The 19,471-nt window shown below is 42.1% G+C and carries 20 protein-coding genes and 1 riboswitch; of the genes, 10 read left to right on the forward strand and 10 right to left on the reverse strand.

The window, feature by feature from the left end:
• Positions 1 to 154: 154 nt before the first annotated feature.
• Both cls and ytzI read right to left on the reverse strand, forming a co-directional pair.
• Positions 155 to 1,603 carry a cardiolipin synthase gene (gene cls, locus AC3WTL_RS10520; RefSeq protein ID WP_492369393.1) on the reverse strand — a complete coding sequence of 483 codons (1,449 nt, stop codon included), beginning with the start codon at positions 1,601 to 1,603 and terminating at the stop codon, positions 155 to 157.
• Positions 1,604 to 1,690: 87 nt separating this feature from the next.
• The gene (ytzI, locus tag AC3WTL_RS10525; protein ID WP_492369394.1) at positions 1,691 to 1,873 is read right to left on the reverse strand and encodes a YtzI protein; all 183 of its coding nucleotides are present in this window, start codon (positions 1,871 to 1,873) and stop codon (positions 1,691 to 1,693) included.
• A gap of 126 nt (positions 1,874 to 1,999) precedes the next feature.
• Here ytzI and AC3WTL_RS10530 point away from each other — a divergent pair, with 126 nt between their 5' ends.
• On the forward strand, positions 2,000 to 2,437 hold the full coding sequence (locus AC3WTL_RS10530; RefSeq protein ID WP_048007838.1) for a Dps family protein: 438 nt from the start codon (positions 2,000 to 2,002) through the stop codon (positions 2,435 to 2,437).
• 397 nt (positions 2,438 to 2,834) lie between these two features.
• Here AC3WTL_RS10530 and AC3WTL_RS10535 read toward each other — a convergent pair whose 3' ends face one another.
• Entirely contained in the window at positions 2,835 to 3,092 is a 258-nt protein-coding gene (locus tag AC3WTL_RS10535) for a DUF6154 family protein (RefSeq protein ID WP_035330414.1), read from the reverse strand.
• Positions 3,093 to 3,373: 281 nt separating this feature from the next.
• On the opposite strand from AC3WTL_RS10535, the gene AC3WTL_RS10540 reads away from it, so the two are divergent.
• On the forward strand, positions 3,374 to 3,703 hold the full coding sequence (locus AC3WTL_RS10540; protein ID WP_492369395.1) for a hydrolase: 330 nt from the start codon (positions 3,374 to 3,376) through the stop codon (positions 3,701 to 3,703).
• A 387-nt stretch (positions 3,704 to 4,090) separates the two neighbouring features.
• Here AC3WTL_RS10540 and AC3WTL_RS10545 read toward each other — a convergent pair whose 3' ends face one another.
• Positions 4,091 to 4,957 carry a DUF6612 family protein gene (locus tag AC3WTL_RS10545; RefSeq protein ID WP_492369396.1) on the reverse strand — a complete coding sequence of 289 codons (867 nt, stop codon included), beginning with the start codon at positions 4,955 to 4,957 and terminating at the stop codon, positions 4,091 to 4,093.
• A gap of 164 nt (positions 4,958 to 5,121) precedes the next feature.
• Between AC3WTL_RS10545 and ytkD the strand changes: the two genes are divergently transcribed.
• On the forward strand, positions 5,122 to 5,589 hold the full coding sequence (gene ytkD, locus AC3WTL_RS10550) for an RNA deprotection pyrophosphohydrolase (protein WP_492369397.1): 468 nt from the start codon (positions 5,122 to 5,124) through the stop codon (positions 5,587 to 5,589).
• A gap of 28 nt (positions 5,590 to 5,617) precedes the next feature.
• Here ytkD and AC3WTL_RS10555 read toward each other — a convergent pair whose 3' ends face one another.
• From AC3WTL_RS10555 to AC3WTL_RS10565, 3 genes are read right to left on the reverse strand one after another with little or no spacing between them, the layout of a single operon-like run.
• Positions 5,618 to 6,427 carry an ABC transporter permease gene (locus AC3WTL_RS10555; RefSeq protein WP_135147777.1) on the reverse strand — a complete coding sequence of 270 codons (810 nt, stop codon included), beginning with the start codon at positions 6,425 to 6,427 and terminating at the stop codon, positions 5,618 to 5,620.
• Positions 6,405 to 7,184, reverse strand: a complete 780-nt coding sequence (locus AC3WTL_RS10560; protein ID WP_492369398.1) for an ABC transporter ATP-binding protein — start codon at positions 7,182 to 7,184, stop codon at positions 6,405 to 6,407. Before AC3WTL_RS10560 ends, AC3WTL_RS10555 begins: the two co-directional genes overlap by 23 nt.
• Before the next feature lie 22 nt (positions 7,185 to 7,206).
• On the reverse strand, positions 7,207 to 8,202 hold the full coding sequence (locus AC3WTL_RS10565) for an ABC transporter substrate-binding protein (RefSeq protein ID WP_492369399.1): 996 nt from the start codon (positions 8,200 to 8,202) through the stop codon (positions 7,207 to 7,209).
• 155 nt (positions 8,203 to 8,357) lie between these two features.
• Here AC3WTL_RS10565 and AC3WTL_RS10570 point away from each other — a divergent pair, with 155 nt between their 5' ends.
• A complete protein-coding gene (locus AC3WTL_RS10570; RefSeq protein ID WP_048007831.1) occupies positions 8,358 to 9,143 on the forward strand; it encodes an alpha/beta hydrolase family protein in 786 nt (261 codons plus the stop codon).
• 85 nt (positions 9,144 to 9,228) lie between these two features.
• Positions 9,229 to 9,471 carry a DUF2584 domain-containing protein gene (locus AC3WTL_RS10575; protein WP_048007830.1) on the forward strand — a complete coding sequence of 81 codons (243 nt, stop codon included), beginning with the start codon at positions 9,229 to 9,231 and terminating at the stop codon, positions 9,469 to 9,471.
• 99 nt (positions 9,472 to 9,570) lie between these two features.
• Here the strand turns inward: AC3WTL_RS10575 and pckA are convergent, their stop codons facing one another.
• Positions 9,571 to 11,157, reverse strand: a complete 1,587-nt coding sequence (pckA, locus tag AC3WTL_RS10580) for a phosphoenolpyruvate carboxykinase (ATP) (RefSeq protein ID WP_076261850.1) — start codon at positions 11,155 to 11,157, stop codon at positions 9,571 to 9,573.
• Positions 11,158 to 11,375: 218 nt separating this feature from the next.
• Here pckA and AC3WTL_RS10585 point away from each other — a divergent pair, with 218 nt between their 5' ends.
• The 3 genes from AC3WTL_RS10585 to asnB all read left to right on the forward strand — a co-directional run bounded on the left by AC3WTL_RS10585 (position 11,376) and on the right by asnB (position 15,682).
• Positions 11,376 to 11,750 carry a thiol-disulfide oxidoreductase DCC family protein gene (locus tag AC3WTL_RS10585; RefSeq protein ID WP_492369400.1) on the forward strand — a complete coding sequence of 125 codons (375 nt, stop codon included), beginning with the start codon at positions 11,376 to 11,378 and terminating at the stop codon, positions 11,748 to 11,750.
• A gap of 105 nt (positions 11,751 to 11,855) precedes the next feature.
• A riboswitch (SAM riboswitch) is annotated at positions 11,856 to 11,971 on the forward strand.
• Between the two features lie 314 nt (positions 11,972 to 12,285).
• Complete coding sequence (gene metK / locus AC3WTL_RS10590) at positions 12,286 to 13,482, forward strand: methionine adenosyltransferase (RefSeq protein WP_048007827.1); 1,197 nt, start codon at positions 12,286 to 12,288, stop codon at positions 13,480 to 13,482.
• Positions 13,483 to 13,777: 295 nt separating this feature from the next.
• Positions 13,778 to 15,682 (forward strand): asparagine synthase (glutamine-hydrolyzing), encoded by a 1,905-nt coding sequence (asnB, locus tag AC3WTL_RS10595; RefSeq protein WP_492369401.1) that lies wholly within the window; start codon positions 13,778 to 13,780, stop codon positions 15,680 to 15,682.
• Between the two features lie 198 nt (positions 15,683 to 15,880).
• On the opposite strand, the gene AC3WTL_RS10600 is transcribed toward asnB, so the two are convergent.
• Positions 15,881 to 16,729, reverse strand: a complete 849-nt coding sequence (locus AC3WTL_RS10600; RefSeq protein ID WP_492369402.1) for a C39 family peptidase — start codon at positions 16,727 to 16,729, stop codon at positions 15,881 to 15,883.
• A 73-nt stretch (positions 16,730 to 16,802) separates the two neighbouring features.
• Positions 16,803 to 17,324: a gamma carbonic anhydrase gene (locus AC3WTL_RS10605; RefSeq protein WP_048007824.1), complete on the reverse strand. Its 522-nt coding sequence runs from the start codon at positions 17,322 to 17,324 to the stop codon at positions 16,803 to 16,805.
• Positions 17,325 to 17,484: 160 nt separating this feature from the next.
• Here AC3WTL_RS10605 and AC3WTL_RS10610 point away from each other — a divergent pair, with 160 nt between their 5' ends.
• Together AC3WTL_RS10610 and AC3WTL_RS10615 are read left to right on the forward strand one after the other, a co-directional pair.
• The gene (locus tag AC3WTL_RS10610) at positions 17,485 to 18,288 is read left to right on the forward strand and encodes an alpha/beta hydrolase (protein ID WP_492369403.1); all 804 of its coding nucleotides are present in this window, start codon (positions 17,485 to 17,487) and stop codon (positions 18,286 to 18,288) included.
• A gap of 52 nt (positions 18,289 to 18,340) precedes the next feature.
• Entirely contained in the window at positions 18,341 to 19,429 is a 1,089-nt protein-coding gene (locus AC3WTL_RS10615) for a tetraprenyl-beta-curcumene synthase family protein (RefSeq protein WP_492369404.1), read from the forward strand.
• The last annotated feature ends 42 nt before the right edge of the window (positions 19,430 to 19,471 follow it).

Below are 19,471 nucleotides of genomic sequence, written 5' to 3' on the forward strand. Positions count from 1 at the left end.
GATTGGCTTATGACCTCGAGCCCCTAGGAGCCGCAGCTAGATTGGGCAGTTTGACCCCCACTTATCCTCCTTTGATTTCTCTGAGTCTTGAAGTGGGGGTCTTACTGCCCGATAGACTGCGATAAAGAAAACGGGCTGATTTTTTCAGCCCGTTTTATAATATTGGCGAAAGCAGCCTTGAGATGGATTCTTTCAACTTTATCTTCAAGGGCCTATTTCTGTAATCTCCTGCAGACAGGTTTGCTGAAAGCCGGACATCTTCCTTAAAGCTCTCAGTCAGTTCTTTTGAAACATCCTGATCGTAAATAAAAGCATTTACCTCAAAATTGAGCCTGAAGCTTCTCACGTCTATATTCGCAGTTCCTACCGATGATACTTTTTCATCCACAATCAGGGTTTTTGCATGGATAAAGCCATTTTCGTATATATAGATATTTGCATTTACTTTTAGCATTTCCCCAATATAGGAGTAAGTGGCCCAATAAACAAACATGTGGTCAGGTTTATTCGGAATCATAATGTTTACTTCCACACCTGACAATGCAGCTATTTTCAAGGCATCCAGAAGACTTGCATCAGGAATGAAATATGGGGTTTGGATATATATGGACTTACGTGCAGATGAAATCATTTTTATATAACCATTTTTAATTTGTTCCCATTCAGAATCCGGACCGCTGGTAACAATCTGCATCCCTACGCTATCCTGAGACTCGCACAGCGGAAAAAACTCAGGAGCATAGAAAATATCATGGCGGTGGGAAGCCTGGTTCCAGTCCAGGATAAAGCGGGTCTGCAGAGAATGGACAGCACTTCCTCTGATTCTTAGATGGGTATCACGCCAATACCCGAACTTTGGATTCAGCCCGAGATATTCATCCCCGACATTGAAACCGCCAACATACCCAATCCGTCCGTCAATGATGGCAATTTTCCGGTGGTTCCGGTAATTGATTCTTAGATTGATAAAATGCAGCCGCGAAGGGAAAAAGGCCTCAATTTCTCCTCCTGCAGCAATCAGCTCTTTAAATGCCCTTTTATGCAGGCTCCTTGAGCCAAGTTCATCATAGAGAAGCCTGACTTTAACGCCTTCCCTGGCTTTTTCCGTTAAGAGAGTAATTAAGCTTTTTCCAAGATTGTCTCTCTTGAAGATATAATATTGCAGGTGAATATGATCGGTTGCTCTTTTTATATCCTCTACAAGTGAATTGAATTTTTCTTTCCCGTCTGTAAAAATTCTGACCTCGTTATCCTGGGTCAATACTGCATCATTGTTTACAAGATGCATGTAAATAAGGTCTTTGGATTTTTCAATGATCTCATTGCGAAAATGGAAATCCTTTTCCTTAATTCCTCTGATTTGGTTGTTCAGCAGTTCATCAATTCCAATTTTTTTGCGGTCTTCCCATTGGAACATCTTTCTTCGGGTTAAATTCTGTCCAAAGAAGAGGTACATGAAAAAACCAAGAAGAGGAAGAAAGAATAAAACCATGAGCCATGCCCATGTGGCGCCTGCGTCCCTTCGCTCCAGAAAGATAACAAATACAGCCAGGATAATATTTAATACTAAAAATACTGTAAGCATCATGGAGTATATATCCATCTTAATGTCCTCTCCACATGTATTTTTCCGTCCTTTTAAAAAGAAAACCTCCGGCTGTACGGAGGCTGTTTATATGATAGCGTATGCTTATGAACGGTTTTGGTTATCTTCTTGCTCCTCTTTAGCCTCTTTGTGTTCCTTGTTGCTGTCAGGAAGCGGATCAATCGGGTCTACCGTATGCTTGAATTGGTAAGCCTTTGAAGTAGTTATGACGCTCAGCAGCAGAACCACAATCACGATAATGATCGATATGACTAATACCGTATACATATTTCTCCCCCTTTTCACTCAATATTCTACCATGAAAGCAGCTCAATAATGAAAAATTTCGCCATGGCCTTGTACAGGTTTTAATTCTCTCAATGTGGGTATTCTATTGTTGGGAGGATGATTATTATGAGTAAAGAATTAGTACAAGCTGTTAACCAGCAAGTAGCAAACTGGACAGTTCTATATGTAAAGCTTCACAATTATCATTGGTATATTAAAGGGAAAAACTTTTTTACCCTTCATGCAAAATTTGAAGAGCTGTATAATGAAGCTAACGTACATGTAGATGAATTGGCTGAGAGAATCCTTGCTCTTGAGGCTAAACCGGTTGCAACGATGAAGGAAGTTCTGGAGACCAGTTCCCTTAAAGAAGCGACAGGTAAAGAAAATGAAGAACAAATGGTTCAATCTGTCGTTGACGACTTTGAAAAAATGGTGGACGAGCTTCAGGAAGCAATCGAGCTTGCAGAAGAAGCCAAAGATGAAGGAACAGGCGACATGCTGATTGCTGTAAAGCAAAGCTTGAAAAAACATATCTGGATGCTTAAAGCATACCTTGGATAATAAACAAAGACTGGCTGGACAGCTGGTCTTTTTATTTTTGAAAAATAAGGGCTTTTTTCGCAAAGTTTGATGCTATTTGTATTATATTTACTGAGTTGATTGTAGCGGAAGGTGCGAGATCCTCGAAAATGCTATCGCATTTTCTTCGTGCGGTGTCTACTCAAGGAAGCTTATTCAAAGTCCTGCGGGAGTAGCGGGACAGGTGAGACCCCGCAGACGCACAGCGTCGAAGAGGCTCACCGCTCGCCCCGCGGTTCGCTGAGCAGCCTGGAGCGGAAATCAACGGACAATATTGATAAACGCAAAGCAATAAATTAAACGCAAAGCCAAATAAAAAAGCGGCTTCACGCCGCCTTCGAGTATATGGATCGTTATTCTAAATTCGGATATGTATAGTTTAGTGTATGTTCCTGTGGTGAATGATCGGGCTTCTGCGCTGGCCGTAATTTTCACTGGCAAATTTCCCTTTTAAGCTCTCAATTAAATAAAGCCCCATTAAATCATATAATTCCTGATTATCAAGGTCCTTGATAATATTCAGCAGGTCTTCCCTGTCCATTTCTTCTAAGAAGGCAAAAGCGAGCATATCGATATCTTCTTCATCACCAGTCAGCTTATTCCTGTAAAGTTCATATAGCTCATCAATCAGTTTCATGGTAACACCTCCTTAAAAAAATCTCCGGTTTTCTATAGTATACTTAATTTAATACCCCTGATGCAGAAAAATATTCACCCCATGTAAATTGGAAAAGCTGACTTCCAATTTGTTTAACTTAGTATATGTCAGCTTAACAAGAATGATCGTAATTTTGTATAATTTTATCATAAATGTGGGATACGATAACTACAGAAATGAAAAATATTGTGCTATGTAAAGAAAAATTGACCGGTGTTGAATCTGCGTCACAGGAATGAACAAAAAAGGGGCTGACAGGATTGGAAGGAAATAAAAAGACGTATTATATAACGCTTGGTTCGGGTGAGATTTCTCAAAGTGCTACTGACTCCACCTGGAATTATAAAATTGAGGCAAATGATGATGAAATTATTGCCTTAAGAGAATATTTTGACCAGAACTATTCAACAGAATGGCAAAATTTTTTCAGAGCCCATGTTCCTTATGTTCAATACCACTATGACCGTGAAAATGATGCCTATGATGACACAATGAAAAAAATATATGGGATGATTTATGATCTTGGAGATGATGAAGCAAGAAAGCATATTGAAAGCATGGGAATCCTGACAGAAGAGGAACATAAATAGAAAAGCGGAAGCGCCTTGCTCACGTATGAACGCAGACTAAAAGCGCCACATCCTGTGGAAACGCCTTATGACTCCGAGTCCCTAGGAGCCGCAACAAGACAAACCGAAATGTGGAGGCGACTGCCCTTTTAAGGAATGCAGACTAAGAGCGCCACGTCCTGTGGCAACGTCTGCATGACCCGCATCCTGCGGGCCTCAAGCATAAGACGAGCCCTGCAAGAAGGTGTTCTTTCCTTCTGGAAGGATTGGCTTATGTCTCGAGTCCCTAGGAGCCGCAACAAGACAAGCTTGTGACCTCGAGGGGGTAGGCGCTGAAGCTAGACAGCTCTCGAAGTACTAAAATAAATAATAGTAGAAATAAAAAGCTGAGGCCGCACCTCAGCTTTTCTACATTTCCATTTCCACAGCTGTATCAAGAACTTCCTGTGGAACGGCAATAGCCTCAACTTTATTATAGTTTGAGTATTGGCCGTTCATGTTCTGCTTCATGGAGATTTTTTGGCCCTCAGCCGTGATTTCCATGTCCATAATCATATTCAGCGCGCTTGGGTAAAAAGTTTCTTTATCAATCACAATTTCATATTCCACGCCTTTGATGTTCATGTTATCAAGCATTTCACCATTGGCGGCCAATTCAGGCGGGAGCGTTTCTGCTGCCGTTTCCTTCACGAAATCATTGAATTTTTCTCCATCGGCTTTCAACTTCAGGATATAGCTTTTGGAGTCCTGTTCAAAGGTGAAATCGTCCACAAATTCCTGCAGTTTCTTCAATTCCTCACCAGGATTCGTTTGCTGGCTGGACATTTGTAGCAAATCATCAGACATTTCTTTAGGGAACTTCATCCATTGCTGATCGGCTGCATATAGAAACATGCCTTCTTCCGTAAAATAGCTTTCAATATCATAGGATTCTTCTGCGCCTGCCATTGACATAGTCATTTTCTGATAAAAAGCCATTGGATCTGTTGTGACATCCATGTCAATGACAGAATCGATATTCATATTTTCCCCTTCAGCACCCGAGCTCATTTCCTGGCTCATATCCATTTTTACTGAGAAGCTTTTTAGCTCTTCCGAAGCCTCCGTTGATTTCTTTAAAACTTCCTCCAAGGTCATTTCAGAAGATTCTTCTGTTTTTGCTTCTTTCTTTTCTGTGCCGGCTGCTGATTCATTAACTGGTTTGGCTGTTTCATTACATGCAGTCAACATTAAAATCATGAAGAAGCCGGTAAGGATTGCGAGAGACTTTTTCAAGATATACACTCCTCTATTTATGTTAGTCACCTAATTTTACGGGCAAAAAAGGAGAAAAGTTTCAAAAATATGTAATTTAATACTTTAGCCCCAGAAGTTTTTAAAAACGTGATTAACCTTTATAATGGAAACATCAAAATTTACTTATCGAGTGAGGGAAAAGCATGGAAACCTTTTTGGATGAAAACGGCGGGAAAGTGCGCATGTCTTTTAATAAAAGAGCATTCGAAACAGAGCCTGAACACGTTTTGGTCATTTGCCGCTATGGTGATCAATGGCTGCTGACGAATCATAAAAAAAGGGGCTGGGAATTTCCTGGCGGTAAAAGAGAACAGGGTGAGTCTCTTGAAGAGGCAGCCAGAAGAGAAGTATATGAAGAAACCGGAGCAGACTTAAATAGTCTGCATTTTATTGGTGAATATGAAGTTAACTTGGACAATGAGCGTTTTGTCAAAGCTATTTTTTTCGCAGAAGTGGAGAACCTCAATAATACAAATCAATACTTTGAAACAAACGGTCCCATCCTGACAGGGGAAAACCTGCTTGAAGACAGGTGGAACAGTCAATACAGCTTCATCATGAAGGATAAGGTAGTTGAAAAGAGCCTAAAAAAAATTTTGAAGGAAAAATAAAAAACGGCATGCGGTTTGCCGTTTTTTTTTATGAACCATTCTTAATTAGTTTTCTCTCCAGGAGTTCAACCAGCTGATACATCACTGTTGCAAAAACAGCAATTACAAGCAATGAAAGCATTACAAGGGTGAAGTTGAATACTTGGAAGCCGTAAATAATCATGTATCCAAGACCTTTTGAGGATACAAGGAATTCGCCGACGATCACCCCTACCCAGGATAACCCCACATTCACCTTTAATGTTGAAATGATGGTCGGAAATGAAGCAGGCAAAATGGCTTCCCTGAAGATTTGAAATCGATTTGCCCCAAAGGTCTGAAGCACTTTAATATAATTGGGGTCTACTTCTTTGAAAGATGTATACACGACAATGGTTGTGATGATGATCGAGATAATCGCACCCATGGCAACGATCGAAGTAAAGCTCGGGCCTAGAGCGACAATTAAAATAGGGCCAAGAGCAACTTTTGGCATTGAATTCAGGACAACCAGATAGGGATCCGCTATTTTTGAAAGCATTGGTGACCACCAGAGGATGGCTGCCAGGAATGTGCCTAAAAAAGTGCCCAAAATGAACCCAAATACCGTTTCTGACAAAGTGTAGCCTAAATCCACCATCAAGGTGCCATCCTGTAGTTTGGTTAAAAATAATCCCCATACTTTAGAAGGCGCACTGAAAATCAGCGGGTCAATCCATTGCTTTTGGCTTGCAAGCTCCCAGCCTGAAAAAAACACGATAAATATGACAGCCTGATAGAAGCGGACCCATTTCTTTTCACGGTTTAGCGACCGGATATATTTCTGGTGGAGGAATTTAACATTCTCCTGCGGGCTCAAGGGACTCCAGCTCCTTCCATATAGTTTGAAAAATAGCTGGATATGCTTCATGATTTCTTGCGTTAAAAGGAGTCTCATCTCGTAATTCTTTAGGTATTACAAATGTCTTATGAAGCTGTCCGGGCCTTGCGGAGAAGAGAAAAACACGATCACTCATGCTGATTGCCTCGCCAATATCATGGGTAACCAGTATGGCCGTCTTTCCGAAAGATTTAAGCGTGTCAGAGACCAGATCCTCAAGCTTTAGTTTGGTTTGATAATCCAATGCGGAAAAGGGTTCATCAAGCATAAGCAGCTTTGGCCCGGTTGCAAGTGTTCTTACAAGAGCAACCCGCTGGCGCATTCCCCCTGAAAGCTGTTTCGGAAACTGTGACTCTACACCTTTCAGTCCCATCTCCTGAAGGAGCTTCAGTGCATAAGCTTTTTTGTCAGGAGTGAGGCTATTCCCGATTTTCAGCCCCAGCAGTATATTTTCTTCAATGTTCTTCCAGGGAAAAAGATAATCCTGCTGAAGCATATAGCCAATTTCATTTTCTGCTGTTTCAACCCGCTTTCCTTCAAGTGTGACAGTGCCTTCTGTGGGTTCAAACAGGCCTGCTATGATGGAAAGCAATGTTGTCTTGCCGCATCCGCTTGGACCGAGGAAGGAAACAAATTCTCCTTCCTCCACATCAAGCGAAACATCGGAGAGGGCCGTGACAGCAGAGGTTTTTGTAAAATAAGTGTGGTGGACAGCATCAACTTTCAAAAAATCCATGTCGGCCTCCTCTTTCGTTTAGTTACTTCATTACCCCTTCAGCAATATCTGTGTTGACAAGTGTACCGTGCTCTATGCGCTTAGGGAGCTCTCCTGCTTCTTCCATGATGTTCTGCAGGTTATCCCATTCTTCAGTATCCAGAATAGGATCTGTTGCAAAAGATCCCTGACTCTTATAGCGGTCTACTACCATTTCAATGATTTCAAGCTCAGTGTTGTCAAAATATCCTTGAATGGCTTCTGCCGTTTCTTTCGCGCTGTGCTCCTCAACCCATTTCTGTGCTTTATAAATTGCTTTCGTAAATTTCTCGACTGTTTCCTTATTTTCATCAATATAGCTTTGTTTCGTCATGAATGTGGTATAAGGTATATGTCCGGATTCGGTTCCAAAGGAAGCAACAATATATCCTTTTCCTTCTTTTTCAAATACACTTGCAGTAGGTTCAAAAAGCTGGACAAATTCACCAGTGCCGGAAGCGAAAGCTGGAGCAATATTGGCATAATCAATATTTTGGATTAAATCCAAATCCTGGTGCGGGTCAATGCCATGCTTTTTCAATACAAACTCACCGGCCATCTGCGGCATGCCGCCTTTACGCTGACCTAAAAATGTTTTGCCTTCCAGCATATCCCATGAAAAGTTATCGATTTTATTGCGCGAAACCAGGAATGTTCCATCCGTTTGGGTAAGCTGTGCAAAGTTAATGACCGGATCATTGGAGCCCTGTGCCGAAACGTAAATGGAAGTTTCTGAACCTACTAGCGCAATATCAGCGCTATCCGACAGGAGCGCGGTCATTGTTTTATCTCCGCCGGCTGTTGTTGTAAGGTCTACTTTTAGTCCTTCTTCTTCGAAGAAACCTTTCTCAAGGGCTACATATTGTGGAGCATAGAAGATGGAACGTGTCACTTCAGCAATGCGGACGGTTTGCATTTCATCCTTTCCGCAGGCTGCCAATGGAACGATCAGTATCACTGCAAGCATAAGCAGCATGCTGGTTTTTATCCATTTTTTCATAAGCCATAAGACCTCCCTTATGCTAAAAAGTCAGATTAAAAAGCCTAGGATATCGTATGAAAATCGAAAAAATGTGTGAATGCCCATGGAAATATTTTTAGAGGAAGGTCTAAAAGCTCAAACTAAAAGGAAGCCTCAAGAGGGAGGATGAGAAAATGGAATTCAGGAACGGCCAAATCATCAATAAACAGAGATTCCCTTCGCCAAATCCGGCAATTGAATTATCTGTTGTTACTTATCAGGCAAATGGATTACATATAAAAGGCCTGCTGGCAGAGCCAAAGGGGGAGGAGCTATATGATGGATTCCTTTACCTAAGAGGGGGTATAAAAAATGTCGGGAAAGTACGGCCTTCCCGGATTGTCCAGTTTGCCTGTGAAGGTTTTATTGTATTCGCGCCTTTTTACAGAGGAAATCAAGGAGGAGATGGAAACGAAGACTTTGCAGGGGAGGACAGACAGGACGCGTTTGCTGCGTTTACCCTTCTTCAGGAGCATGCCCGGGTAAAAAGAGTTCATATATTTGGTTTTTCCCGAGGCGGCGTAATGGCATTGCTTACTGCAATCGAGTTTCCGCAAGCCGCCTCCATTGTAACATGGGGAGGGGTCAGTGATATGTTTCTCACCTATGTGGAGCGCAAGGACCTCCGGAGAATGATGAAACGGGTAATAGGCGGAACTCCGACAAAGTTTCCGGAACGGTATAAATACCGCACCCCGCTTTTTCAGCTGGAGCAGCTGCAGGCACCTGTCTTAATCATTCATGGAAAACAGGATCATAATGTCTCGGTGGAGCATTCCTATCGCCTCGAAAAAAGGCTGAAGGCTCTTAACAAAAAAGTGGATAGCTGGTATTTCCCTGACTATACCCACTACTTTCCGCCGGCCGTAAACCGGAAGACGGTAGAGGATTTAGGTGCGTGGATGAAAAGTCATGAATGACAAATGATTTTCGCTTAAAGGCTTTCAGAGCAGAAAAAGGTGGGGTAAAATAGAGGAAAGTATAAAGAATGAAGGAGAGATACCAATGGGTATGCCTTTAGAGCTGAACACAATGATCGTGACAAAGGGAAGGGAAAAAAGACTTGATGAGAATTACTTTTCACTTGTCAAAGAAGGGTACAGATTATATCCGCTCGATATCCCGGTCGAAGTAAAAAGAACAATTGACGGCGACCTGAACGGAATGGGAGTCATCCGAAAAGTGGAATGGGAAAACAGCCAGACACTCATTACTTATCAGCTTGTTTCCTTAAACTCAACAAACTAGAAGAGCGCGCCTGGACAGAGTCCGGCGTTTTTTTGTTCAATGTGTTTCTGCAAACTCAAAAAAAAAAGAATTGCCGCACAAACGGCAATTCTTTCTCTATTATGCGATTGGTCCGCCTTTTTCTTCAATGTCAGAAGAAACGCTTGTAAACTTCTTGAAGTTTTCACGGAATTTAGCAGCAAGCTCTTTTGCTTTCGCTTCATACGCAGCCTGATCTGCCCATGTTTTGTTTGGCTGAAGAACTTCATCAGGCACTCCTGTCACGTGCTGAGGAATTTCCAGACCGAAAATTTCATCCTTGATTGTTTCTACGTTGTTTAGTTCGCCTTCGAGTGCTGCTTCCACCATAGCACGGGTGTAGGCAAGCTTCATGCGTTCGCCGACTCCATACTCTCCGCCAGTCCATCCTGTGTTTACAAGGAAGACTTTTGCGTTATGCTCATCGATTTTCTCGCCAAGCATTTCAGCATAACGATTTGCAGGAAGCGGAAGGAAAGGTGATCCAAAGCATGTAGAGAACGTTGCCTGCGGTGATGTAATGCCGCGCTCAGTTCCTGCAAGCTTGGATGTATAGCCGCTTAAGAAATGGTACATTGCCTGCTCTTTTGACAGTTTAGAGATTGGAGGCAATACGCCAAATGCGTCAGCTGTTAAGAATACGATTGTATTAGGGTGTCCGGCAATGCTTGGGTCAACGATATTATCGATGGCCTGAAGCTGGTATGCCGCACGTGTATTTTCAGTTAAAGTGCTGTCATCGTAATCTGCAACCCGGGTTTCGCTGTTTACCACCACATTTTCCAGCACAGCTCCAAAGCGGATTGCATCAAAAATTTGCGGTTCTTTTTCACGGGATAAGTTGATGCATTTCGCGTAGCATCCGCCCTCAATATTGAAGACTCCATTCGCAGACCAGCCATGCTCGTCATCACCGATCAGCTTGCGGTTCGGATCTGCAGATAAAGTTGTTTTTCCAGTTCCGGATAAGCCAAAGAATAAAGCCACATCACCTTCACGTCCAACGTTTGCTGAACAGTGCATCGGAAGGATTCCGTTTTCAGGAAGCATATAGTTCATAACAGAGAAGATTGACTTTTTCATTTCTCCTGCATATTCTGTTCCGCCAATTAAAACAGTGCGGCGCTCGAATGAAATGATAATGAATGTTTCGGACTTTGTGCCGTCAACAGCAGGGTCTGCTTTGAAATTTGGAGCAGAAATGACTGTGAACTCTGCTTGATGATCCAATAGCTCGTCTTCTGCCGGGCGAATGAATAACTGGTGTGCAAAAAGGTTATGCCAGGCATATTCATTGATCACCTGGATAGGCATGCGGTGTTTTTTATCAGCACCTGCGAAGCCTTTGAAAACAAATACTTCTTCTTTTTCTTTTAAGTAATTGATTACTTTATTATAAAGATTAGAGAATGCTTCTTCAGAGATTGGCTGGTTTACGCTGCCCCAGTCCATTTTATCTTTATTTGATGCTTCTTCAACAATGTATTTATCTTTAGGGGAACGCCCTGTATACTTTCCTGTGGTAGCGCGTACAGCCCCAGTGGAAGTAAGGGACCCTTCATTGCGGTTTAAAACTTTTTCCACAAGCTGAGGAACGGATAATTGCACTTGAATGTTGCTGCCATTTAATAATTCACTCAATTCGTTTGATATGCTTACAGAGTTCATCTGATGAATACCTTCCTTTTTCCCGATTTTTTTATGAAAGTGATTACATCTCGAAATTAGTATAACACATTGAAATGATTAGTCTATACTATTACGAAACTTTTTTGTCTCTGTTATTAAATTGTCACAATTGGACAAGTAATCCACTTTAATCGCCTTATAACCGATATATGCTATTATAGAAGAAAGTGTTAATTTTACCATGGGACTGATCTAAAATGAAGACAATTGCCCTATATGATGGAACATGCTCTTTATGCAAGGAAACAAAGAGAATCCTTAAAAAACTCGATTGGCTGAATAAAGTGGAGTGGATTTCCCTGCAGGAATATGAAAAAGAGCCTGGGTCTATCTCATTTTCCAGACACGATTTGCGGAGGGAGCTTCATATTATTACCCCCTCCGGCAGCGTGATAAAGGGGTACTATGCGGTAAGGAGACTGCTGTTCCTCTTTCCTGCATCCTTTTTCATCAGCATCTTTTTATATGTACCATTCACTGCAATTCTCGGTGATCCGGTATACAAATGGATTGCGAAAAACAGGCAAAAATTTCTAAAGAAAAAGTGTGACGATGGAAGCTGTTCTCTGTAAGGGGGAAGCTTACATTTTTAAGCCGAAATTTAACGGTGAAAAATAATCAAAATCTGTTGACATGGTTCGATAAAATACGGTATGATTCAACCTTGAACGGATACTCTCTTATCCCGAGCTGGTGGAGGGACAGGCCCTATGAAACCCAGCAACCTGCTAAAGGCAATAATCAGCAAAGGTGCTAACCTGACGCAAGGACGTAATTCCTTGAACGATAAGAGTGAAAGGCGCGAATCGATTTGCTTTCAACCTTTTCACTAATGAGAAGGTTTTTTATTTTGCACAGGCAATGGGATGAACGGCTTTTGGAATGTACTATTTATGTGAGTTTTTGGCATGCTTATGAATCATGGATACCTGGCATTCTTGCCGGCGCTGTCTATTTTTCTAATAAAAACTCCATGTTTATTTCATACTACTAAGGGAATGAGTTCCGTATCAAACAGAGATCCATGAAATGACAGGGAAAAATTATTTTTCCGCTTCCCCATTTCTTATTTCTCGCTCAATTTTCTATTTATAAGGAGGAAGCCAGATGTCAACAAAACGTCGTTTGTTTACTTCTGAATCAGTTACTGAAGGTCATCCGGATAAAATCTGTGACCAAATTTCTGATGCAATCTTAGATGCGATTTTAGCTAAAGATGCGAATGCCCGTGTTGCTGCAGAGACTTCTGTAACAACTGGACTTGTATTAGTTGCAGGTGAAATCACAACATCTACATACGTAGATATTCCAAAAATCGTTCGTGAAACGGTAAAAGAAATCGGTTATACCCGTGCTAAATATGGTTTCGATTCAGAAACATGTGCAGTTTTAACTTCCATTGATGAGCAGTCTGCAGATATCGCAATGGGTGTTGACCAGGCACTTGAAGCACGCGAAGGGCAAATGAGCGATCAGGAAATCGAAGCAATCGGTGCAGGAGACCAGGGCTTAATGTTCGGTTTTGCCTGCAACGAAACGAAGGAGCTTATGCCTCTTCCGATTTCTTTGGCACATAAACTTTCCCGCCGCCTGACTGAAGTTCGTAAAGAAGAGATCCTTCCTTACCTTCGTCCGGATGGAAAAACTCAGGTAACGGTTGAGTATGATGAAAATGACAAGCCTGTCCGAATTGACACAATCGTTATTTCTACTCAGCATCACCCTGAAATCAGCCTGGAGCAAATCCAGCGCAACCTGAAGGAACATGTTATTAACCCGGTTGTTCCAAAAGAACTAATCGATGAGAATACAAAGTACTTCATCAACCCGACTGGACGTTTTGTTATCGGCGGACCTCAAGGGGATGCTGGTCTGACTGGACGCAAAATCATTGTTGATACCTACGGCGGATATGCACGCCATGGCGGCGGCGCTTTCTCCGGCAAGGATCCTACGAAGGTTGACCGCTCTGCTGCATATGCCGCACGTTATGTTGCGAAGAACATTGTAGCAGCCGGTTTGGCAGAAAAAGTGGAAGTTCAGCTTGCTTATGCAATCGGTGTGGCACAGCCTGTTTCAATTTCTGTTGATACATTTGGAACCGGTAAAGTGGATGAAGATGTATTAGTTGATTTAGTAAGAAAGCATTTTGATCTTCGCCCTGCAGGAATTATTAACATGCTTGGCCTTCGCCGCCCAATTTACAAGCAGACAGCTGCTTACGGACATTTCGGACGTACAGATGTTGACCTTCCTTGGGAGCGTACTGACAAGGCAGAAATTCTTCGTTCTGAAGCTGAATAATAAATTTAAAAGTGGGAGTTGCATTTACTATGTAACTCCCGCTTATTTTTTTGCGTCTTTATACATATAGGGTGATAATTCACTTTTCGGTCTTTATGCTCTTTAGTCGTTTATAATTATATGTTATCGTTTAAACTTCGGATAATGGCTTAATTTTCCGCACATATTTTTTTTATAATCCACGTGCTAATTATAAATGATTAGTGGTAGTATTATAGGGTATGTTTTCTAAGACAAAGAGCCGTTAAGGCTATATCTAAATATCGAGAATAGAATGGAGTAGGTGACGTACATAATGTGTGGTTTTATTGGTTGTGTACATGAAAAAGCACAAAATTACCGTGACGCAGATAAAGAACAATTTCAAAATATGAATGATATCATTACACACCGGGGTCCGGATGACTCAGGATACTATTTTGATGATCATATTCAATTTGGCTTCCGCCGGCTTAGCATTATCGATATTGAAAGCGGACACCAGCCGCTGACTTACGAGAATGAGCGTTATTGGATTATCTTTAATGGTGAAATCTACAACTATGTGGAACTACGTGAAGAACTTCTCAAAGCTGGCTTAAGGTTTGAAACAAGCTCAGATACAGAAGTCATCATTGCCCTTTACAGCCATATGAAAGAAAAAGCTGTTGAAAAATTGCGCGGTATGTTTGCGTTTGTCATATGGGATAAACAGGAGCAGTCTTTATATGGAGCCAGAGATCCATTTGGGATTAAACCTTTCTTTTATTACGATAAGGGAGACCGCACGTTCTTTGGATCAGAGAAGAAGAGCATTCTATTGGCACTTCAGAATGATGTATTAAACTATGACTCCCTGCAGCATTATCTGACCTATCAGTTTGTGCCTGAGCCAAACACAATGTCAGAGGGAATCCACAAGCTGGAGCCAGGCCATTATTTTACTAAAAAAATCGGTGCTCCGATGGATATTAAGCGCTATTGGAAAGCTGCTTTCCATCCAGTGCAGAAATCAGAAGCTGATTTTACAAAAGAAATCAGAGACGTGTTATTCGACTCGGTCAAAATGCATATGCGTGCCGATGTTCCTGTAGGTTCTTTCCTTTCAGGCGGAATCGATTCTTCCATCATTGCGTCGATTGCGAAGGAATTCCATCCTGCTATTAAAACATTTTCAGTCGGTTTTGAACGCAATGGCTTCAGCGAGGTGGATGTAGCGAAAGAAACAGCAGAGAAGCTGGGAGTCGAAAACATCAGCTATATCATTACTCCTGAGGAATACATGAATGAAATTCCAAGAATCATGTGGCACATGGACGATCCGCTTGCCGACCCGGCATGTGTGCCGCTTTATTTTGTGGCAAGAGAAGCCCGTAAGCACGTAACCGTCGTTCTTTCGGGTGAGGGAGCCGATGAACTGTTTGGCGGCTATAATATTTACCGTGAACCACAATCCCTTGAAGTCTTCAATAAAATTCCTGCCATCGGCAAAAAGCTTCTTCGTTTGATTGCAAGCATGATGCCTGAGGGTATGAAGGGAAAAAGCTTTATTGAACGCGGTGTTACGCCAATGGAAGAGCGCTACATCGGAAACGCAAAAATGTTTACAGAACAAGAGAAGCGCAGTCTGCTTCATGTATATAAAGACAATTTAAATTATACAGATATCACGAAACCTTTATATGAAGAAAGCCGCGGCTATGATCCGGTTGATCGCATGCAGTATATCGACATTCATACATGGATGCGAGGAGATATTTTATTAAAGGCGGACAAAATGACGATGGCTCATTCTCTCGAGCTTCGTGTTCCGTTTCTTGATAAAGAAGTTTTTGAAGTGGCTTCTAAAATACCGACCAGCCTGAAAACGGCAAATGGCACTACGAAGTATATTCTTCGCAAAGCTGCCGAAGGAGTCGTTCCGGATCATGTGCTGAACCGCAAAAAGCTTGGGTTCCCTGTGCCAATCCGCCACTGGCTGAAGGACGAAATGAATGAGTGGGCGAAGAATATCATCCGTGAAAGCAATACAGAGCATCTGATTAATAAAGACTATGTATTGCAGCTGCTTGAAGACCATTGTCAGGATAAAGCGGACAACAGCCGCAAAATCTGGACAGTTCTGATGTTCATGGTTTGGCATCAGGTATATGTGGAGAAAAAATACTCCTTTGAAAAAGAATACTTGTTAGATAAAGATTTGCAGCCTCTTAAAGGCTAATCAAAAGCGTCCATCAGGAATACCCTGGTGGACGCTTTTAGGTATAAGAATGTATAACTTTCTTAATTTAGATAATTGTCTAGCTCCAGCGCCTACCCCCTCGAGGTCACAAGCCACCCCTCCCAAAAAGGCAAAGGACGCCTTTCCGGAAGGTTCGTCTTGTGCTTGTCGGGGGTGGGCAAGGCGCTTCCGCTTTTCTTATGGGACATAGGTAATAGCCTGCTTTCCCATCTGCACCCATGCTTTTTCAAAATCGTGTATGGGTGCTTTTTTATTTTTTTCGCCTGTGAGCGGGTCGTTGAAGTACATGTATTTCTGGTCATAGCCCGTTATCAGGACTGAATGCTCTTTATAGGTAATCTGAATTTTTCCGCTCGGAGTATGCCAGGTCTGAAAAAAGTCATCAGACAGCTGTTTATAGGCTGTGTTGATAATTATCCATACAGGTCTGCCATCTGACAAATGAATCTTTAAGTCTTCAAAATCGGATCCGGTAAGGTCTTCAATGGAGCCAGGCATGTACTTTTCCGCAAGCTCTTTTACGGGTTTATGATAAACACCCAGACCAGGATTATCAAAGGAGTACATATCGCCTATGAAGCCTTCATTCGGGTGTCCGAAATAGATTTTTCCGTTTTCTATACGATAAGGCTCAGGGTTTTTCTTTATTTCTTTAGCAAGTGTCATTTTATCAGCCTTGATCCCTGCATGCTGCAGGAGCATGGATAAGCTCGTGACTTCGCATCCCCTGGGGAGCTCAGGAAACTGATTGATTGCGGGTGCATCAATAATTATTTTTTCCTTGATCTTAATTACTTCCGTGCTGTTTCCAAGAAAAGCAGTGGCTTTCTCAGCTGGTTCAGAAAGCCAGGATTTTATTTTGTTCACGGCAGATGGAGGCTTGCTTCCTGCAAGATTGTCATAAACAAATGCTGCAGAAACAAGGATGAAGACAATTAAAAACATGGGTGCCGTTTTTATTATGGTTTTTCTGAATATCACTATTAATAATAAGAATAGAACAATTGCCCCGATATAAATCTTCAATTCCTTCACCCGCCAATAGCTATTGCCTTATATTTAATATCGGCCTATTTCTCATTCTATTAAGGCTGGAGAGTTATTTCCGCTTTTTCTGCAAAGACTTATAGTATTGGCCTTTTTCAGCGTATTCCCTGCTGATCCGTTCCATATCTTTAATATCTTCCGGTGTCAGCTCACGGATCACTTTTGCAGGCCTGCCGAATGCAAGCGTATTGGGCGGAATTTTCTTTCCCTGCGGAACAAGGCTGCCTGCACCAATAAATGCTCCCTCCCCGATTTCTGCCTGATCTAAGACAATCGAGCCCATTCCAATTAGAGCTTTCTTGCGGATAATGCAGCTATGAAGGATTACCTGATGGCCTACTGTTACTTCGTCTTCCAGTATAAGCGGGTTATTCGGGCTCTGATGCAGGACGGAATTGTCCTGGATATTAACCTTCCTGCCGATGATAGTTGGTGCAACATCCCCGCGTATGACGGAGTTGAACCAGATACTGGAATCCTCCCCAATTTCAACATCTCCGGTAATGGTAGTGAAATCTGCAATAAATGCGGATTCTGCAATTTTAGGTTCTTTATCTTTATATGGATAGATCATCTGTAAACACTCCTGTATTAGTTGGATTATTTTGATTTTATCATATGAGGCATCATAAACGTTATTTTGGTTTTTAAGGGGCTGATTCATGAACAATTTTTGCATCTAGGCTATAATATATTACATAAGATCGTACGTAAAAAGGCAGGGAGGATTGACTATGTGGAAGTGGGAAACTGAAGGAGAGGCAAAAGGCGTTATTGTCATGGTTCATGGGGCAATGGAGCATCACCGCCGTTATGGCTGGCTGATTGAAATGTGGCGCTTGGCCGGTTTCCATGTCATTATGGGAGATCTTCCTGGCCAGGGAATGACTACAAGATCCAGAAGGGGCCATATTGATTCCTTCGATGAATATATCATTGAAGTTAAAGATTGGGTACAGGCTGCCTATGAATTTGAATTGCCGGTTTTTCTTTTGGGACACAGCATGGGCGGACTGATTGCCATTCGCCTGCTGCAGGAAGAAAGAATGAATCTCGCTGGAGTGATTTTGTCATCCCCATGTTTAGGTTTAGTTCAGCAGCCTTCGAAATTACTGAATTTTTTATCGCTTGGACTCAATTCAGTGATGCCCGGCCTGAAAATGGATGCAGGATTGTCAGTGGACATGGCGACGCGGAATCAGGATGTTCTTGATGCTGATATAAATGATTCACTGTATGTGACAAAAGTTTCGGTCAGATGGTACAGAGAACTTATTTATGCCATAAAGATTGCCTTTGAGAATCTTGATAATATCCAGGATGTACCCCTTCTCGTAGTTCAGGGCGGCGATGATAAAATCGTGAATAAAACAACTGTCAGAGAATGGTTTAACCTTGCGCCTTTCTCAGAAAAAAGGTTCAAAGAGTGGCCAAAGTGCTACCACGAAGTCTTCAATGAACCTGAACGTGAAGAGGTATTTGAATATGCGAAAGATTTCGTGAACAGCCAATTAAAGGCGCTGGGTTATGTGGTTTAGTGATTTCCTTAAGTTATTCACCAGACCTTATCAAAAGGAGGTATCTGCTGTCATGAGTGTCCCTTCCATGCCAATTAGCCTGATGTCACATGTCTATCGGAAGGTTCTGCCTGCTGTCCATAAGGAGCTTGCATATTGGAAGGGCCGGGCGGAAGCAATTCCTGATCCGGAGTTAAGAAAGCAGGCTCTTGCCAGCATTGAACATAAAACGTTTCACTGTGAAGGTGGAGCTATTATGTCATTGATGGCAAAGGAAAAATATGAACAAGCGATTAAGTTCATTGTCGCTTATCAGACAATCAGTGATTATTTGGACAATCTTTGCGACCGGAGCACCTCGCTTGATCCCGGAGATTTTGCCGCACTTCATGAGTCAATGGAGGATGCCCTGGATATTGACGCAGAAGGGAAAAATTATTATCGGCTGAGAAGTGAGCAGGATGATGGAAATTATCTTGCAGATTTAGCAGCATCCTGCAGGGAAGTGCTGTCGAGTCTCGATCAATATTCCCATATAAAAAGACATCTGCTTGAATTATGCCGTTACTATTGTGATCTGCAAATACATAAGCATGTCGCAGTCGAAGAACGAGTACCCCGGCTGCAAAACTGGTTCGACCACTATCGTTCAGATATACCCGAGATGGAATGGTATGAGTTTTCTGCCTGCTCGGGTTCGACACTCGGGATTTTCTGCCTTGTTTCCTACGCACTGAGAGATGATTTTAAAGCGGAGCATGCGGTTAATATAAGAAATGGATATTTTCCTTACATCCAGGGCCTCCACATTCTGCTTGATTATCTGATTGATCAGGAAGAGGACAAGGCCGGGGGAGACTTGAATTTCTGCTTTTACTATGAAAGCGAAGAGAGATTGTTTTCGAGATTGAAGCACTTTGTTGCAGAGGCAGACAAGCATACGGAAAAGCTGCCTCATAAACATTTTCATAAACTGATTAATCGCGGCCTGCTGGGGGTCTATCTCTCTGATGATAAGGTTCGGAAGCAGCGGAATGTCAGAAGATTAGCCAAAAGCATGATCAGGACAGGCGGAATGGTGAGCTATTTCTTTTATGTGAACGGAAGAGCTTACCGGACAGTGCAGAAGATGATGCCTTCTGTTTTGCAAAAGTCTTTGTGAAATAAGTAAAAGCCTGCAATTTTTTTGCAGGCTTTTACATCA

This window comes from Cytobacillus sp. EB106-05-05-XG126, assembly GCF_058791715.1.